The organism is Euzebyales bacterium (assembly GCA_035461305.1).
Classification (GTDB): Bacteria; Actinomycetota; Nitriliruptoria; order Euzebyales; family JAHELV01; genus JAHELV01.
Map to the genome: position 1 here is coordinate 25184 of DATHVN010000109.1, position 16969 is coordinate 42152.

At 71.9% G+C, this 16969-nt stretch carries 17 protein-coding genes; 5 read left to right on the forward strand and 12 right to left on the reverse strand.

Features of this window, described 5'->3' with window-relative positions:
• The first annotated feature begins 36 nt into the window (after positions 1-36).
• Positions 37-708: a peptide-methionine (S)-S-oxide reductase MsrA gene (gene msrA, locus VK923_10005; protein HSJ45002.1), complete on the forward strand. Its 672-nt coding sequence runs from the start codon at positions 37-39 to the stop codon at positions 706-708.
• Between the two features lie 79 nt (positions 709-787).
• Here the strand turns inward: msrA and VK923_10010 are convergent, their stop codons facing one another.
• Entirely contained in the window at positions 788-1612 is an 825-nt protein-coding gene (locus tag VK923_10010; GenBank protein HSJ45003.1) for a methyltransferase domain-containing protein, read from the reverse strand.
• A complete protein-coding gene (locus VK923_10015; protein HSJ45004.1) occupies positions 1609-2772 on the reverse strand; it encodes a geranylgeranyl reductase family protein in 1164 nt (387 codons plus the stop codon). The genes VK923_10010 and VK923_10015 overlap by 4 nt, the downstream gene beginning before the upstream one ends.
• A gap of 52 nt (positions 2773-2824) precedes the next feature.
• On the opposite strand from VK923_10015, the gene VK923_10020 reads away from it, so the two are divergent.
• Positions 2825-3265, forward strand: coding sequence for an HIT family protein (locus VK923_10020; GenBank protein HSJ45005.1), 441 nt, complete (start codon positions 2825-2827; stop codon positions 3263-3265).
• Between the two features lie 150 nt (positions 3266-3415).
• Here the strand turns inward: VK923_10020 and VK923_10025 are convergent, their stop codons facing one another.
• Positions 3416-3598: a hypothetical protein gene (locus VK923_10025; protein HSJ45006.1), complete on the reverse strand. Its 183-nt coding sequence runs from the start codon at positions 3596-3598 to the stop codon at positions 3416-3418.
• Positions 3599-3607: 9 nt separating this feature from the next.
• Positions 3608-4744 (reverse strand): serine/threonine-protein kinase, encoded by a 1137-nt coding sequence (locus VK923_10030; GenBank protein ID HSJ45007.1) that lies wholly within the window; start codon positions 4742-4744, stop codon positions 3608-3610.
• A 134-nt stretch (positions 4745-4878) separates the two neighbouring features.
• On the opposite strand from VK923_10030, the gene VK923_10035 reads away from it, so the two are divergent.
• From VK923_10035 to add, 3 genes are read left to right on the forward strand one after another with little or no spacing between them, the layout of a single operon-like run.
• A complete protein-coding gene (locus VK923_10035; GenBank protein ID HSJ45008.1) occupies positions 4879-5655 on the forward strand; it encodes an SDR family oxidoreductase in 777 nt (258 codons plus the stop codon).
• On the forward strand, positions 5655-7187 hold the full coding sequence (locus tag VK923_10040) for an alkaline phosphatase D family protein (GenBank protein ID HSJ45009.1): 1533 nt from the start codon (positions 5655-5657) through the stop codon (positions 7185-7187). Before VK923_10035 ends, VK923_10040 begins: the two co-directional genes overlap by 1 nt.
• Positions 7188-7236: 49 nt before the next feature.
• A complete protein-coding gene (gene add, locus VK923_10045; protein ID HSJ45010.1) occupies positions 7237-8364 on the forward strand; it encodes an adenosine deaminase in 1128 nt (375 codons plus the stop codon).
• Between the two features lie 11 nt (positions 8365-8375).
• Here the strand turns inward: add and VK923_10050 are convergent, their stop codons facing one another.
• From VK923_10050 to hisS, 8 genes are all read right to left on the reverse strand, one after another.
• Complete coding sequence (locus VK923_10050) at positions 8376-9065, reverse strand: uracil-DNA glycosylase (GenBank protein HSJ45011.1); 690 nt, start codon at positions 9063-9065, stop codon at positions 8376-8378.
• The gene (locus tag VK923_10055; protein ID HSJ45012.1) at positions 9062-9454 is read right to left on the reverse strand and encodes a hypothetical protein; all 393 of its coding nucleotides are present in this window, start codon (positions 9452-9454) and stop codon (positions 9062-9064) included. The genes VK923_10050 and VK923_10055 overlap by 4 nt, the downstream gene beginning before the upstream one ends.
• 38 nt (positions 9455-9492) lie before the next feature.
• Positions 9493-10569, reverse strand: coding sequence for a hypothetical protein (locus tag VK923_10060; protein ID HSJ45013.1), 1077 nt, complete (start codon positions 10567-10569; stop codon positions 9493-9495).
• Positions 10566-12776, reverse strand: coding sequence for a hypothetical protein (locus VK923_10065; GenBank protein HSJ45014.1), 2211 nt, complete (start codon positions 12774-12776; stop codon positions 10566-10568). Before VK923_10065 ends, VK923_10060 begins: the two co-directional genes overlap by 4 nt.
• Before the next feature lie 282 nt (positions 12777-13058).
• The gene (locus tag VK923_10070; GenBank protein ID HSJ45015.1) at positions 13059-13298 is read right to left on the reverse strand and encodes a hypothetical protein; all 240 of its coding nucleotides are present in this window, start codon (positions 13296-13298) and stop codon (positions 13059-13061) included.
• A 252-nt stretch (positions 13299-13550) separates the two neighbouring features.
• Entirely contained in the window at positions 13551-13910 is a 360-nt protein-coding gene (locus VK923_10075; GenBank protein ID HSJ45016.1) for a group 1 truncated hemoglobin, read from the reverse strand.
• Positions 13911-14017: 107 nt separating this feature from the next.
• Complete coding sequence (locus VK923_10080) at positions 14018-14425, reverse strand: hypothetical protein (protein HSJ45017.1); 408 nt, start codon at positions 14423-14425, stop codon at positions 14018-14020.
• 1055 nt (positions 14426-15480) lie between these two features.
• Positions 15481-16818 (reverse strand): histidine--tRNA ligase, encoded by a 1338-nt coding sequence (hisS, locus tag VK923_10085; protein ID HSJ45018.1) that lies wholly within the window; start codon positions 16816-16818, stop codon positions 15481-15483.
• Between the last annotated feature and the right edge of the window lie 151 nt (positions 16819-16969).

Below are 16969 nucleotides of genomic sequence, written 5' to 3' on the forward strand. Positions count from 1 at the left end.
GCATGGTCGACGAGGCCGATGTCTGAGGAGGCGCACATGTGGTTCGCCCGGAAGAAGACCGAGATGGTGGCACCGTCTGAAGCACTGCCGGGGCGTGACCGGCCCGTGCCGACGGCGTCGACCCACCTGGTCACCGGCCAGCCCCTGCACCCACCGTTCCCCGACAGCACCGTGCAGGCGGTCTTCGGCATGGGCTGCTTCTGGGGCGCCGAGCGGTTGTTCTGGCAGACCGACGGCGTGGTGACGACCGCCGCGGGCTACGCAGGTGGATCCACGCCCAACCCCACCTACGAGGAGGTCTGCTCGGGCCGGACCGGCCACACCGAGGTCGTGCTGGTCGTCTACGACCCCGCCGCGGTGAGCTACGACGTGCTGCTCAAGGTGTTCTGGGAGAACCACGACCCGACGCAGGGCATGCGCCAGGGCAACGACGTCGGCACCCAGTATCGCTCGGCGATCTACACGACGACCGAGGAGCAGCGGGCGCGGGCTGAGGCGTCCCGCGCCGCGTACCAGGCGGCGCTGACCAACGCGGGCTTCGGGGAGATCACGACCGAGATCGCCGACGCCGGGCCGTTCTACTACGCCGAGGACTACCACCAGCAGTACCTGAAGAAGAACCCCCACGGCTACTGCAACCACGGGTTCTGCCAGGTCGCCTACGACCCTGAGCAGACGCCGACGAAGGTCGAGCTGCCGCAGGACTAGGGCCTGCTTCGGACCGGTCGTGAACCGGGGCGCAGCTGCGCCGAATGCCCGCCGGGACCGGGAGACAGGTTCTGGACGCTCAGGCGACCGCTCGCTCGGGTTGTGGCTCCTCGGACACGTCGACGTCCCACCACGCGGTCACGACGGTCCGTGTGGTCGGCACGCCGAGCTCGCTGACCAGCGCCGCGACCTCCTGACGGCGGTCGTCGCCGACGGCCAGGCGCTGGCATACGAACGCGACCTTGTCGTCCAGATCGGCGCCGTGGAGGCTGTTGGGCCGCTCCCACCGCTCGTGGCGGGGCGCGTAGCCGAGGTCGGCGAACACCTCGAGGGCGTCGTCGGCGGTGGGGACGTGCGGCCGCTCGACATCGTGGACGGCACGCCAGTACGGGCGGAGCCAGTCCAGGGGATGGCGGGTCGGGAACTCCAGGACGACGCGGTGGCGGGCGTGGGCGGTCAGCGCCTCGGCGAACGGCACCAGGGGCGCGACGTTGTAGATCACGTGGAGGCACACGACGACGTCGGCGACCGGGGCTCCGGCGGCCGCCTCGGGCCACGTACCCTGCACGGTGCGGACCGCCACGCCCGCGCGTCTGGCGGCCTCCGTGAAGGCGCGGAGCATCTCAGCGCTCTGGTCGGCGCCGATCAGCAGGCCGGCACGGTCCGCCAGGGGCAGGCTGCCCGCTCCGCCGCCGCAGCCGACGTCGAGCACGGACCCGCCCTCGGGCAGACGTGCGGCAGCGCGGCCATGGGTGATCGTCGGCGGCTGGCGCACCGCCTCGTCGGCGAGCTCGCTGAACCGCCGGACCGAGAACGCATGCGGGTCCGCGGGTGCGGCCGCCAGGATGCGGTCGGGGATCGCCCACCGCGCCAGGCCCTCACGCCACTGGTCCGCCGCGGTCACGGTCGACCGTCACGCGCACGGTCCTGCGGCAGCCGGGACGCGCGCCACAGCCCGGCGGCGATCGTGCGCATGGTCACGGGTGTCAGCGCTCCCTTTCCGAAGGCGAGGTCGGCGAGCAGGTGGGACGTCGCGGGCGACCGTGCCGCCGCGTGCACGAGGTGGTCGAGCACCGCACCGGTGCCGGCCAGCCGTGCCAGCCAGCGCGTGCTCCGGACGTGGGCGCCCAGGGCCGCGCGCAGCAGTGCACGATACCCGTCGAGCGGCGCCGCGGGCGCACGCACAGCGGCCTGCGCAGCCAACCTGCCGCTGAGGAGGGCGTAGAAGATGCCCTCGCCGGTGATCGGGTTCACCAGGGACGCGGCGTCGCCGGCCAGCAGCACCCGGTCGTCACCGAGGTGCATGCCGCCGGTCGAGAGGGGGAGCCGGTGGCCGCGCACGTCGGTCGCGCGCGCCCCGTGCGGCAGCAGCGCCACCATCCTGCGCTCCAACCGCGCGCGCGGGACGGGTGCCGCGCCCGCGAACACGCCGTAGCCGACGTTCGTGTGCTCGCCGTCGATCGGGAACGACCAGGCGTACGCCAGACCGGCGGTCCGCTCCCACAGCAGAAGCATCTCCGACGGTCCGTCGGGCGCCGGCGCGTAGCCGCGGATCGCGACGCCGGTGTGCCGCGGTGCCGCGGTGCCGACCGTCAGACGGCGCAGCTGCGAGTTCGCGCCGTCCGCACCGATCACGACGCGGCCCGCCACCTCGCCCTCCGTCGTCCGGAGACGCACGAGGCCGGCGTCGAGCTCGACCGCTCGCACCGTCGCTGTGCACCACGACGAGACGGTCGCACGGGCCGCCGCGGCGAGCCTGGCGTCGAGCACACGCCGCGGGATGACGTAGCCGGCCGCCGGTGGTGCATCGGCGACCTCCCGGCCACGGGGCGAGCGCAGGCGCAGCCGCGTCACCGGCGGCGATCCATCGACGACGCCGGGGACGCCGAGGCGGCCGAGCTCGGCGACTGCGTCGGGGCTCAGGCCGTCACCGCACGGCTTGTCGCGGGGGAAGGTCGCGCGTTCGACCACCGCGACGGCCGCGTCGGGCGCTACCCGGCGCGCGGTCAGGGCGGCGGCCGCACCCGCCGGGCCCGCGCCCACGATGACCAGGTCGTAGACCATGCGACCAGGGTGACACCGGTGCATGGCCCGCGGCGCATTAGCATGCTCGGTCGTGACCACTCCCGATCCGTCCTGCGCGTTCTGCCGTGTCGTCGCCGACGACGATCCCGACGTGCTCGTGTACCGCACCGACCAGGTCGTCGGCTTCCTCGACATCCGGCCGGTGTTCCACGGCCACGTCCTGCTGGTCCCGCGGGCGCACCACGAGACGCTGGACGACGTGCCGGCCGCGCTGGCCGCACCACTGCAGACCGCGACGCAGGTCACCATGCACGCGCTCCGTGAGGCCGTTGGTGCGCAGGGAGCGTTCGTCGCCAGCAACAACGTCGTCAGCCAGAGCGTGCCCCACCTGCATTGGCACGTGGTCCCGCGCACGCGCGGCGACGGGTTGCGCGGCTTCTTCTGGCCGCGCCACCCCTACGCCGACGAGGCCGCCCTCCAGCAGATGCGCGAGCGCGTCCGCGCCGCCATCCAGGCGGCGATGGCCCGCTGACCGCGTGACGGCGAGCGTCGGCGAGCCGTGCGTGGGGGGATCCGAGGGTGCGTGCGGCCTCGACGGCGAGCATCGGAGGAGCCGGGCTGCGGCGCGCCCGCCTGGCGGCAAGCCGCTCGGCGCGCAGGCCGTGTGCGCGGCTGACGCGGCTCAGGCGTCCGGGCCGGAGGAGGGCGGTCCCAGCCGGTGCAGGTGGCGCCACAGCAGGCCGTGGGCGGCCACGCCGACCAGCAGCACGATCGCCGCCGACCAGATGCCGAACGCGGCGCAGATGAGCGCCGCGGCAAGTGCGCCCGCCACGAGGACGGCGCGCATCGCGTTGACCTGCTCCATCGCTGCTCCTCAGCTGGGGACCCACCACATGGTAGGTCGTGCGCCGGCCAGCACCGCGGCGGTCGCCGGTGCCTCCGGGTGGTCGCGGACGGCCAGGAACAGCAGCACCAACGCGACGACCAGCAGGACCAGCAGGCCCGCACCCCATGCCAGCGCGCGACGCAGCTGGCGGCCCTCCTCGTCGACTGGGACGGGGGGCAGCGCCTTGTGGGGCGTCGGGGTGTCCGGCGGGTGCTCCACGTCGCCGTCGCTCGCGTCCGGCCTGGGTCCGGCGTCGTCGTCCCCGGGCCTCGTGCCATCGGGCGCCATGCGCAGCGACGGCGGTGCGAACGTGTCGCCCTCGGTGACTGCGTCGAGCGCAACCGCCACCTCGGCGGCGGCTGGGCGCGTGGCGGGGTCCTTGGCCAGCAGGCCGTCGATCAGGGGCGCGAGCGGTCCCAGGTGCTCGCCGGGGCGGTGGGGTCGCTCGCGCACGGCGCGCGTCGTGGCGACCGACCCGGCGTCGGAGAACGGCGCGCAACCCTCGATTGCGAAGTACAGGGTGGCGCCCAGGCCGTAGAAGTCGGCCATCGGCCCGACCCGCTCGCCGCGTGCCTGCTCCGGCGCCATGTACGCCGGTGTGCCCAGAACGCTGCCGGCCGCGGTCAGCGCGGGATCGTCGCCGAGCAGCGCGATGCCGAAGTCGGTGATGTAGACGCCGCAGTCGCCAACGAGGACGTTGCTGGGCTTGACGTCGCGGTGCACCACGTTTGCGGCGTGGACCGCCAGCAGCGTCGCGAGCAGCGACTGGCCGACCTGAGCGGCGCGCTGTGGTGTCAGCGTCCCGGTCCGGCGGACGACGCGGGTCAGGCTCGGCGCCTCGATCAGCTCCATGATCAGCGACACCTGCGCGCCGTCGTCGTACACGTCGTAGACCTGGACCACGCCCGGCGTTTGCAGCTTGGCGACCGCCTGCGCCTCGCGCATCGCCCGTGTACGGCTGCGCGTGCTGCGCGACTCACTGAGCACGATCTGCTTGATCGCCACGGGCCGCCGTAGGTGCAGGTCCTCACCGCGCCAGACGGCACCCGAACCACCGCGCCCGATCAAGGAACGCACCACGTAGCGGCCCGCGATCAGCTGGGTGCCGGGTTGGGGCTGTGTCACCTGGTCTCCACAGGTGGCCGGTGTGAGACGGCGCGGTGGTGTCCGGTCGCGCGCCACGCGACGCCAGCTCGGTTCGCCGTATTCCGCTGGTGACGCATACCGTAGCGGAGCGCGCCGAGACAGGGAATGGAACAATGCCATCTGACCCACGGATCGCCGTCGTCACGGGCGCGTCGAGCGGGATCGGCGCCGCCGTCGCGCGCCGCCTCGCCGACGACGGCATGACGGTCGTAGCGGTCGCGCGACGTGTCGACCGCCTGGACGCGATGGCGGCTGACCGTCCCAGGATCGTCGCCCACGGTGCGGACGTCGCCGATCGCGCCGCGGTTGACGGCCTCGCCGAGCGCGTGGGCGCGCAGTTCGGCCGGTGCCACGTGCTCGTGAACAACGCGGGCGTCCGTGGGGGAGCGTTCACTGGGCCTGGGAGCGTCGACGGCCTGCTGCACACCATGCAGGTCAACTTCGTCGGGGCCGTGCACACGACCGTGGCCCTGCACGACCTGCTCGCATCCAGCGCCCCGAGCCAGATCATCAATGTGGGGTCGGTGTCGGGCAAGGTCGGTGCCGGACCGCCCGACTACTGCGCGTCGAAGTTCGCCCTCGTCGGGTTCTCCGAGGCGTTGTCGCTGTCGTGGGCGCACAAGGGCATCGCCGTCACGCAGCTCAACCCGGGGTTCATCGCAACCGAGGGCTTCCCGCAGAGGCGACTGGTCGCGTCGCGCCTCAGGCGGTTCGTCGGCGCCCCCGAGGACGTCGCCGCCGCGGTGGCCGACGTCGTGGCGTCACCGGTTCGCGAGCGCACCGTGCCGCGGTGGTACCGGTCGCTGGTGACCCTGCGCCATGTCGCCCCGCCGCTGTTCTGGGCCTTCGCGTCGCGCACGTCACGGGCGCGTGGCACCCGCGACGGCTGATGGTCGACCCGCAGGCCGTCTTCGCCTGGGGCGTTGCCGCCGGCGACCCCGCACCCGACGGCGTCATCCTGTGGACCAGGGTGCCGGCGTCTGAGACCGCTCCGGTCGACGCGGCCTGGACGATCGCCACCGACCCGGCGATGCGCGACGTCGTCACGACCGGGAGCGCAGCCGCGGCTTCGGGCACCGACTGGACCGTCAAGGTGCGGGTGCGCGACCCCGGGCTGCGCCCGTTCACCACGTACTGGTACCGGTTCGAGGCCCTGGGCGCGAGCAGCCGGACGGGACGGTTCAAGACGCTGCCCGACCCGGACATGCCCCTGGGCCGTCTGCGTCTCGGGTACGTGTCATGCCAGGACTTCACGTCCGGGCGCTTCCACGCACTCCGGTTGCTGGCTGACGCGGACGTCGACTACGTGCTGCACCTGGGCGACTACATCTACGAGTCCGCCGACGACCCGCGGTTCCAGCGTCGCGGCCCTGCCGACCGTCGGTTGGTCCTTCCGGGTGGCCGGGTACGGGCCGAGACCCTCGACGACTACCGCTGGCTGTACCGCGCGTATCGTCGCGACCCGGATCTCCAGCGCCTCCACGAGCGCTTCGCCGTCATCCCGATCTGGGACGACCACGAGTTCGCCAACGACGGCTACGGGGTCCACGACACCGACACCACCGACGAGGCGGCCAACGCCGACCCTGCCCGGCGCAGTGCAGCCTCGCAGGCCTGGGCGGAGTACCTGCCCGCCGACGTGGCCTTCGACCCGACCGCGGAGCCGCTCGACCAGATCCGCATCTACCGTCGTGCCGTGTTCGGCGACCTCGTCGACCTCGTGGTCACCGACGAACGCCTGTACCGCGACGGCCCGCCCTGCGGTCTCGCACGACAGGACCGGTACGCGACCCGCGGCTGTGCGGCGCGCCACGCCCCCGACCGCACGATGCTCGGTGCCGACCAGCGGCGCTGGCTGATCGACACGCTGACCGGCTCGTCACGCCCGTGGAAGCTGTGGGCCAACGAGACGATGCTGCTGCCGTTCCGGCTACCGGGGTGGCTGGTGCGCCGCCTGCACCCGCACGCGGGTGACGTGCCGATGCGGTCGGAGGTGCTGGTCAGCCTCGACCAGTGGGACGGCTACACGGCCGAGCGGGCGACGCTGGCCGACGCGCTGGTCGACGTCGACGGCCTGGTCGTGCTGACGGGCGACCTGCACTCGTTCATCACGGGGACGCTGCGGACCGATGACGGACGGGTCGTCGCGACCTGCCTGATGGTCGGCTCGGTCACGTCGGCCAACCTCGCCGAGATGATCGCTGGGCGCACGCTGCCGAGCGTGCCGCTGCCACTGACCCGGCTGATCCGTGGCTCGAACCCGCACCTGTCCTACGTCAACTCGAGCGCCCATGGCTACAACCTGCTCGACATCACGCCGGACCGGCTGCGATGCGACATGGTCGCGGTCAGCGGGGTGCGCGCCCCGTTCGCGTTCCAGTGGACCTTGCACACCGTCGAGGTCGCGGCGCCCCCGCGGTGACGCGTCGAGGTTCCTCGACTTCCGTCGTCGTGTGCGGCATCGTCTGTCCATGGGTACTCCGATCGACCGCGCCGCACATGTCCGGGCCACGGCGGAGCCTCGATCCCAGGGGGCACGGCGGGATCTGACGGCGCTGCCGAAGGTCCATCTCCACCTGCACCTGATCGGCTCGATGCGCCCACGCACGCTCGCCGACCTCGCCCGCCGCAACGGCGAGTGCCTGCCCGCCGAGCTGTCCGCGCTGACATGCCGCGTCAGCTCGCCGCCGACGACCTACCACGGCGTCACGCCGACCGAGGCGGACGTCCGGGGCTTCGCGCGGTTCGACGCCCTCTACGTCGCCGCGAAGCGTCAGGTGCGTGGCCTCGACGATCTCGGGCGGCTCGTCGGCGAGCTGGCGGCCGACGAGGCGGACGCGGGATCGCGCTGGGTCGAGGTGACGGCGAACCCCAGCCTGTACCACGGGCGGCTTGGGCCCGACGAGGCGGTGCTGGAAGCACTGCTCGAGGCGGGCCGCCTGGCCCAGCGCACGACCGGTGTGGGCGTCGGCTGGGTCGTCAGTGCCGACCGGCGCTTCCCGGACCGCGCGACGTCGCTGGCCGAGCTGGCCGTGCGCTACGCCGGTGACGGGGTCGTCGGCTTCGGGCTGGCCAACGACGAGGCCGCCAACCCGACGACCGCCTTCGGGCCCGCGTTCGACATCGCCCGCGACAGGGGCCTGCTGTCGGTGCCGCATGCGGGTGAGCTGACCGATGCGGCCGACATCGTCGGAGCCGTCGACCGCTTGGGCGCGGATCGCATCGGCCACGGGATCCGCGCGATCACGGACCGCCGGGTGCTTGAGCAGCTCGTCGACCGGCAGGTCTGCCTCGAGGTGTGCCCCGCGTCGAACGTCGCGCTCGGCGCCATCGACCACCTGGCGGAGCACCCGTTGCCGCAGCTGCTGGCCACGGGGTGCGCGGTCACGCTCGCGGCCGACGATCCGCTGCTCTTCGGGTCGGGCCTCGCCGACCAGTACCTGATCGCCAGACGCGTGTTCGGTCTCGACGATGCCGAGCTCGCCGAGCTCGCACGCTGCGGCATCCGCGCGGCCGGCTGCCCGCCGCACCTGCGCGACGAGCTGCTCGCCGAGGTCGACGACTGGCTGGCGGACGTGCCGGCGGACGCGGCGGCCTGACACGACGCCGCTCAGGCGTCCAGCACTCCGCGGGCCGTGATGAACACGTCGTCGAGCATCTCCGGCGTCAGGCGACCGGTGAACGTGTTCTGTTGGCTGGGGTGGTAGCTGCCGAGAAGCGTGTACCCGCCGACCGTGGCCCGCGCGCCGTGGCCGAACCGCGGTCGGGGATGGACCGGGCCGAGCTGGCGCAGCAGCGCCTGCCATGCGAAGCCGCCGAGGGCGACCAGCAGGCGGGCCGGCAACAGCTCCAGCTCGCTGTGCAGCCATGCCGCGCAGGTGTCCCGCTCGGTGGCCGTCGGCCTGTTGGCGGGGGGCGCGCACCGCACCGCGGCGGTGATCCAGCAGTTCCGCAGCGTCAGGCCGTCGCCGCGCCGCCGCGACGTGGGCTGTGACGCGAAGCCGGTCCGGTGCAGTGACGCGTAGAGGAAGTCCCCGGAGCGGTCACCTGTGAACATGCGGCCCGTGCGGTTCGCGCCGTGGGCCGCGGGCGCCAGGCCGACGACCACCATGCGCGCAGCGGGGTCACCGAACCCCGGCACCGGACGTGCCCAGTAGTCCCAGTCGGCGTAGGCCGCGCGCTTGTCGCGACCCACGCGCTCGCGCCACGCGACCAGCCGTGTGCACGCCCGGCACCGCGCCACGCGGTCCGACAGCACCTCGAGGCCTGTGGCGTCCGCCGCGGGCGTCCCGCCGGTCACGTGACGACGGCGTCGTCGAGATCGGGATCGGCCGCGCGGTCCCCCGGGCCCATCGTCCGCAACGTCGAGACCACCAGCTGGGCGACGCCCGCGTTGCGTACCGACCGCAGGTCAGCGGGCACCACATGCCGCGGCGCCGCATCGGTGGAGGTCTCGGCGATGGCCTCTTCGAACGCAGCCATGACGTCTTCCCAGTGGGCGCGCATGTCGACGTCGCCGCGGTTGAACTTCCTGTGCTTGTCGGGCTCGTCGAGCCTGGCCCGTACCCGCTCGCGCTCGTGGCGGTGCGCCGTGCCGCGCAGTTCCAGCGTGTCGCGAGGGTTCCGCCGCGCGAGCTGTGGTGCCTCGCCTGGCGGGATGCGGGTCGGTGCCAGCAGGTCCGGGTCCATCGGCGGAGTGTAGGCGCTCGTCGGGTGCCCGGTACCGTCTACTCGCGATCCTCCGACCACTCGGGGCATCCAAGCGTTTCCCAGATCCGCTCCCGCACCAGCAGCTGGTAGCCGACCCACTCCTGGGCGAGGCGGCGGCCACCGACCAGGAGCCTGGTCACGAAGTCGCGGGACCGCGCAGGCAGCCACGCCGTCAGCACCCGCACCTGCTCGATCGGCAGCGGCGTCGCGGGCGACGGTGTCCCGTGGCGCACGAGCAGGTCGTACATTTGAGCCGCGGGCTCGACCTGCGGCAGCCCCGCTGCCGCCGCCCGCTGGTCGGCACGTCGCGCGGTCTCGAGGTCGGTGGCGTCGAGGTCGCCGTAGTACAGGATCCGGTCGATGGTCCGGTCGAGCGTGCGCGCGAACTGGACCGAGCTCGCGAAGTAGGAGCCCGCGCCGTGGGCGACCAGGCCGATGGCGGTCGACGGTGCCTCCACCAGCGCGCGGCGGACGCTGGCGAACATCTCGTGGCCGGACACGACGAGCAGGGTCGCCGTCTGCCCGACCGCGCTGTACACGAACGGGGGTGGCACCGGGACGCAGCACAGCAGCTCCCAGCTGAGCCGGTGCGGACCGAACAGCTCGGTCGTGGCGAGCTCGTGCAGCCGGTCCTCGTGGCCCGCGCCGAACAGGTGCAGCGACCGTTCCCGCGGGGGCACGATGACTGCGGTCGCCGCCTCCTCGGCCAGCCAGCGATTGATCCGCAGCAGGTCGTCGAGCTGAGCCTGCGTCAGCTCGACCTCCGCCGCCCACGCCAGCTCCGGCGCCCACCGCTCGGCGCGCGCGATCCCGAGCCGCTGCGTCCGCTCGGATGCCGGCAGCATCTCGATGCGGCGGGGCAGCGGAGGGTCGCGCCGGTCCCACGCGCGAGGGTTCACGGGTAGCGACAGCCAGCTGGCCTGCTCCAGCTCGTCCAGCGCGCGACGGAGACGCTGGCGGCGGTCGTCGGCGACCAGCAGCTCGGGCGCCGAGCTCAGGAAGCAGCTCCAGATCTCGGCGAGCTGGATCCGGTCCCGCTCGACCGCCAGCAGGCAGCGGCGCAGCCGCCAGGCCAGCGGGCTGAGCTCGCTCACCGGCCCCGTGGGACAACGGCGACCGTGTCCGCCCGTCTCCACATATGTGTCGCCTCGACCCTGCCCTGCTCGCTCTCGCCGACCGTCGCGCGCTCCACGTGGAGGTTGCCGGACCGTGCGTCCCGACGCTCGTTGCGCAGGCGGATCCAGTGTGGCAGCACCCCGACCGCCTCGCGGTCGTCGACCGCTGTCGCATAGACCAGCTGCACCCCCATCGCGTCCGCTAAGCGTCGCTGCAGCTGCAGCAGCGTGACGTTCGACGACGTGCCGATCGGGTTGTCGAGCGTGAGCATCCCGCCGGCCGTCTGCGTCTGGCGGACCTGGGCACGCAGCCGCGCGAGCGTGCAGTACAGCAGGATGGCCGCCGTCAACTGTTCGCCGCCCGAGAACGTGGCGAGCTCGGTGACCGGGACGCGCTGGGGCCGCAGGGCCGGGTTCGGCTTGAGGATCTGGACCGCGAACCCCTCGACGCCGACGGCCGCATGCACCGCGCGCTGCAGCAGTGGCACGCCTGCGGGACGCACGCCCTCGTCGACGAGCTCGTCGACCATCACCTCGAGGCGTGCGAGCAGCTCGTCGTCGATCGCCGGTGCGGCGTAGCGGATATGCAGGAAGCGCTGGTCGGACCACTCCCCGAAGCCCGCCGGCAACGCCGAGACCTGGTCGGCCTGGCGCAGCAGCCACAGCCCGCGCTGGGTGTCGGCGGCGATCTCGCGTACGAGCAGACGCCGGTGGGCGGTGAGCTCCTCCAGCTTCTGCTCACACTGGGTCAGGCGCATGCGCAGCTGGTCGACGAGCGTTGCGTTGTCGCGCGCCACTCCCACCGGGTCGCTGCCGAGCCGCTCGCGGATAGGGCCGTCGAGCGGTGAGAACCGGTCGTCGGTCACGAAGCGCCGGACGTCGGCAGCGGCGCCGGCCGCCGCGCCCCCCGCGCGGTCGACGCGGTCCGCGCCCTCGTCGATCCGCGTGAGGAGGTCGTCGACCAGAGCCCGGGCGCGACCAGGGTCCTCGGGCTCCCACGCGGCGGGGGCGAACCGGCGGTCGTCGCCGAGGTCGATCAGCTCGGGCGTGTCGCCGTCGTCGGCGGCGCCGTCCTCGCCGCGGCGGGGCTGGAGCAGCAGGTCGATCATGTCCGACAGGCGGACGGGGCGCGGCGGCACCGGACCGGTCACGCCGGCCACGAAGCGCGCGACGGCGGGCAGGCCCTCGGCCGCCGTGCAGGCCAGGAGTGGGCCGAGCAGCTGATCGCCCAGCTCGAACGCACGGCTGTCGGTGCTGACCGTGAAGCGTTGGCGCTCCTGCTCCTCGAGGAACGTGGTGCGTGCGCGCAGCAGCAGGGCGTGCAGCTCGAGGTGGCGCAGCTGGCAGTCCTCGATCAGGTCGAGGAGGATGCCGGCGGCGGGGCGCGTGTCGTGCTCGCCGGCCAGCCCGCGCACGGTGGCGACGAGGTGGCGCTCCGTCTCGAGGCGCTCGGCGAGGTGCGCGAGCGCATCCGCCAGCAGGTCGGGTACGTCGGCCTGCCAGTCGACCTGGCGGATGTCGTGCCGTGTCGCGTCGAGGACGCGCTCGACGTTGGAGGCGTACTGGATGGAGCGCAGGCGTGCGGCACGCGCCGTGTGGACGGCCTGATCGAGCCTCCCGCGCCGCAACTGGGACGCCAGGATGGCCTCCGCCGCCGCGTGCGCGTCGGCGATGTCGCGGTCGAGTGCTCCAACGAAGAGGATCACCGCCTCGTCGGTGGCACGCAGCACCACGCTGCCGTCCGGCGCCTCCACCTCCTCCAGCAGCTTGAACGCGACCTCGGCCCGACGGTGGCGGCGGCCCGACCAGTCGCTGTAGGGCAGCGCGAACGCCTCCCGCCGGTGACGGTCGTTGAGCAGTCCCGTGACGACGGCGTCGGCGACCCGTCGGGACTCCTCGGGGGGACGGTCCGGCGCCGACATCCGCGCGAGCTGGGCCAGGCGCTGGCGCACCTGCTCGCCGGTTGCGCCGAACTCCAGGCCCATGTGGTCGATGACGGTGTCGATGGCTGCCAGCGCGAGGCCGCGCAGGTCGTAAGGCGACCAGTCGCCGTCGCGCAGCGCCTTGCCTGCCTCCAGGTCGTGCAGCGGCGCGGTCCGCAGCAGGGCCCTGACGCGACGCACGAAGCTGTCATCAACCCACGGTGCGTCGGTGAGCGGGAGGCGGGGCGTGGCCGTGTCGACCATGGGGCTGGAGCCTATCGAGCGGTGTCAAACCGATTTGCAGCCTCGGAGGCCCGTGACGATCGCCGGCCGTGAGGTCGACCACTGCAGCCGGCGGTACGCATCCGAGCGCGTTTCCCAGCTGTACCTGGGCGGAGTCCCGAGCGAGATGGCTTGGGTGCCGTGGGAGAGGGTCGTGACACTGATGACAGATGACCAGGCGAAGTCCATCGCCCGACTCTGGGGCGCACGCAGGGTTGGAACGACATCGTCGACCCCTGACGATCGACGATCCTCAGCGACTGCTCAGAGTCCGTTCGGCGGCAGCGCGAACACGTGGGGAAGCATCGCAACCGGGATGCCCGCTGCCAGCGCAAGGGTGTTCGTAGCTGCCGCCGGAGGGACGCACAGCTCGGGACGTCCGCTGAAGACGACGGCCGTCTCCATACCTAGCCGCGGAGCCTGCATGACCCACTCGGCGACTTCGAGGTGCAGTTCGCCGATGTTGGGTCCGCTGCTGGAATAGAAGTCCGATAGGTCCTCCACCTGAACGCCGATCTGTGGAAGAACACCGGACAGCCAACCGCGGATGTCGGGCTCGTCGATCAGGTGGAAGACTTCTCCATGTTCCCGATGCGGTGGATGATGGCCGTACGCGCGTCAGCTGCCTCCTGGGGCATCAGTTCGCCAATCGCCGAAGGCAGCCGCATCGGCCCGATGATCGTGAGTGAGCCAGCCATTCATCAGCATTCTGTCGATCGAGCGGTAGCACCCCGTCCTGGCGACGTGCTCGATCAGTCAGACGACGATGTCATCGCGCAGTCCGAGGACCGGCCGCGCAAGGCGATCGATCTCTTCCTGTGGAACGCCGAGCTCCTGGAGAGCTACGACCAGGTGGCCGACAAGTGTGTCGAACTCGCCGTTCGTGATGTCCAGATGCTCGTCGGCATCGCGCATGCTGGCACCAGAGTAGGTGTTCGGGCCACCGGCGACGGCGGTGATCATCGCGCGCTGGTGAGCCTTGAGGCGCGCGAGGTTCACCCCTTCGAAGTGGTGGTTGACGCGTTCGTCGGCGAGCACCTTTCGATAGAAGAGGTCCACCGCGGCCCGGACTGCATCAGTACCGCCGATCCTGTCATACGGTGGTCTGCGGCGCACCGTCTCCCAGAGCCATCGTCTTCTCCTGTTCGTCCCGTTCGAATGGTCGTACGTCAGGCACTGTCACGATCGTCTCGCGAAGTCCGAGAATCGTCGGCGTCAACTGCTCAACGAGCCGGGGATCCTCGGCGGGTACGAGGCGCGCGTGTACTGGGACGGCGTTCAGTTCGTGGTGCCTCGCCGATCTCGGCGCGCCGGGCGCGGGCGAACGCGACGGTCTGCGCCCAGAACTCGCCGTCGTCGTCCTGCTCCCACCAACCGGTGACCTCCTCACGAAGTCCGTGACGACGGACGTAGTTCAGTAGCGCACCCACCTGCCGCTCGCTGATCGTCTCGCCGGGATCGCTCGACTGCTGCGCTGCGGTCTCGAGCGCGGCCAGATCCCGGACGAGTTGGGCTTCCGTATCACGGCGGATCGCGCCGGTTCGCGCGAGAACGGTCACGGCGAAGTCCGGCCGATCCGGCTCCTCCCAGAAGTAGGCGAGCAGGCGCGCATGGGGGTGCGAGATCGTCATGCGGCCCGGTTGTCGTCTTCCGACGTCTGGCGCGTACGTGTTACCTCGAGCCGATGCGCCAGCACGTCGTGTTCGACTGCCCTCCAGCATGGCCCCTGACCCTTCGATCACGGCATGCTACTACGATGAGTCTGGTCAGCGTAGCAATATGTTGGCATGTGACCACTCGGATGGGCTAGTCAAACGGCGGTTTTCGCCGGAACGGCGGTGTCGCCCGGCCGGAGGCGCGGTGCGACACCGGATTCCTCGGCCGGGACCGGGCCTGCATTTGTCACGACCGACATCGACGTACTGGCAGCTGATCGATGCACGCCGTCGCCCAGCGGTCCCATCCGAGCGCCAGCGGGTCTTGGCGCTCGTACACGGTATCGCCGATGCGACGGCGACCACGTTGTTCGCGGGCAAACCGCACGCTGGAGGTCGTCGACCACATCGGCGACCTGCCGGCTGACGTGGATGGTGATCCCAACGCGCACCGAGCACTCGGCTTGCGCCCAGCCCGTGTCATCACCAGGACTCCTCGTGGCAGCTTGCTGACGCAACAGTCGTGTCCGGTGCTGGCGCCGGCTGGAGGTCCAGGGCAATCGGTGTAGGGCCGCTTCGGATGGTCGTCGCTGCCCCGCGCACACTGCATTCCGGCGTTCCGGTGCTTCTCGACTTCATTGCGGACTGGTTCGTGAGACGTTGATCCACGACTCTCGTGGCTCGACCTGGATCGAGGCGACACCTGCCGATCCGTCGGACCGGGGGCAGGGGTTCGAACCTGATGTTCTGCCCGCCCGTCGTCGATCACAGCCACGCGACGTCCCCACACGCCACAGGCGGACGGATCGAACGAAGCGCTGGCCGCTCTCACGACGTCTGTGCCGAAGTCCTCGATGCGACCGGGGCAACCGCGTCGCGATCTCACAGATGCGTGAGCGGTGACTACCTCCAGTCGGTGACCGCCCGTCGCCGACCTCCATGCGCAGCCGAAGCTGTCCGACCACCGCTTCTCGGCGACCACGGCCGACCGCGTGCGGCGGTCGGGACTCAAGCCCTGACGCCCGGGGCGGTCAGGCCACCGTCTCGATCGTCGGGCGCAGGTCCCGTTCGGGCGGCGTCCACGTCATGGCGTCCGCCGGCACCTGGTCGCCGGATCGTATGTCGCGGACGCTGTCGCTGTCGACCTCACCGTGGGCCGGGAACCACACGAAGGGGATGCCGCGGCGGTCGGCGTGGCGGATCTGCTTTCCGAAGCGGACTGGCTCGTGGAACACCTCGGCGGCGATGCCGCGTGCGCGCAGCTCCCGGGCGATCGCGGCGGACCGGTCCCGGGTCTCCTCGGCGACCAGAGCGACCAGCACGCACGTGGGTGTCGAGCGCGAGGCCGCGATGGCGCCACCGCCCAGGAAGCGCCCGAGCAGGCGGGATACGCCGACCGAGACACCGACACCGGGCAGCGCGTGCCCGTCGCCGGACGCCAGGTCGTCATAGCGCCCGCCCGAGCAGATCGACCCGAGGTCGGCGTGGCTCTCGATGGTCGACTCGTAGACGGTGCCGGTGTAGTAGTCGAGACCGCGGGCGACGTGCAGGTCGGCCAGGACCGAGCCGTGCGGTAGCGCGGAAGTGGCTGCGATCACGGACGCCAGCTCGTCGACGCCCCGTGCCAGCAGGTCGTCGGTGACGCCGAGCGCCGCGACCTCGTCGACGAAGCCCGTGTCGGGCGTCCGGATCGTCGCCAGCCGGAGCCAGCGGTCCGCCTCGGCGTCGTCCATGGCGACCTGGTCGCACAGCATCTCGCGCACGGCGGCCGCGCCGACCTTGTCGACCTTGTCGAGCGCGCGGACGACCTCGGTCGTGTCCTCACGGCCCAGGCCGGCACCGAAGCCGTCGAGGATGCGACGGTTGCTGACCAGCACCGTGGCGCGTGGAACGGGCAGGGTCGCCAGCAGCTCGTGCATGATCACCGGCATCTCGGCGTCGAAGTGCAGCGGCAGCTCGCCGTCGGCGACGACGTCGAGGTCGGCCTGGTAGAACTCGCGGTACCGCCCCTCCTGCGGTCGCTCGCCACGCCAGACCTTCTGGATCTGGTAGCGCTTGAATGGGAAGCGCAGGTGCCCGCGGAACTGCCGGACGTAGCGCGCCAGCGGCACGGTCAGATCGAAGTGCAGGCCCAGCTCGTCGGCGTCGTCGTCACCTTGCAGCCGGCCGACGGTGTAGATCTCCTTGGTCGTCTCGCCCTGGTGCACGAGGTGCTCCAGCGGCTCCACGGCGCGCGTCTCCAACGGCACGAAGCCGTAGAGCTCGGCGAGGTGCCGGATGCGGTCGAGCAGCTCCTGTTCGACCATCCGCTGCTCGGGCAGCCACTCGGGGAAGCCGCTGAGCGGTGTGATCTGCGATCTGGAGGACACTGCGATGACGACCTTCCACACCACGCCCGCACGGCGTGGCGGCGTGTGACACGGGGTCGGAAGCGTAGCAGCGGCACCTCGGCTCCGGCCGTCCGCGCGCCCGCCCCCGGATGCCGGGCACGACCCGATTGCACTGTACCCACACGGGTGC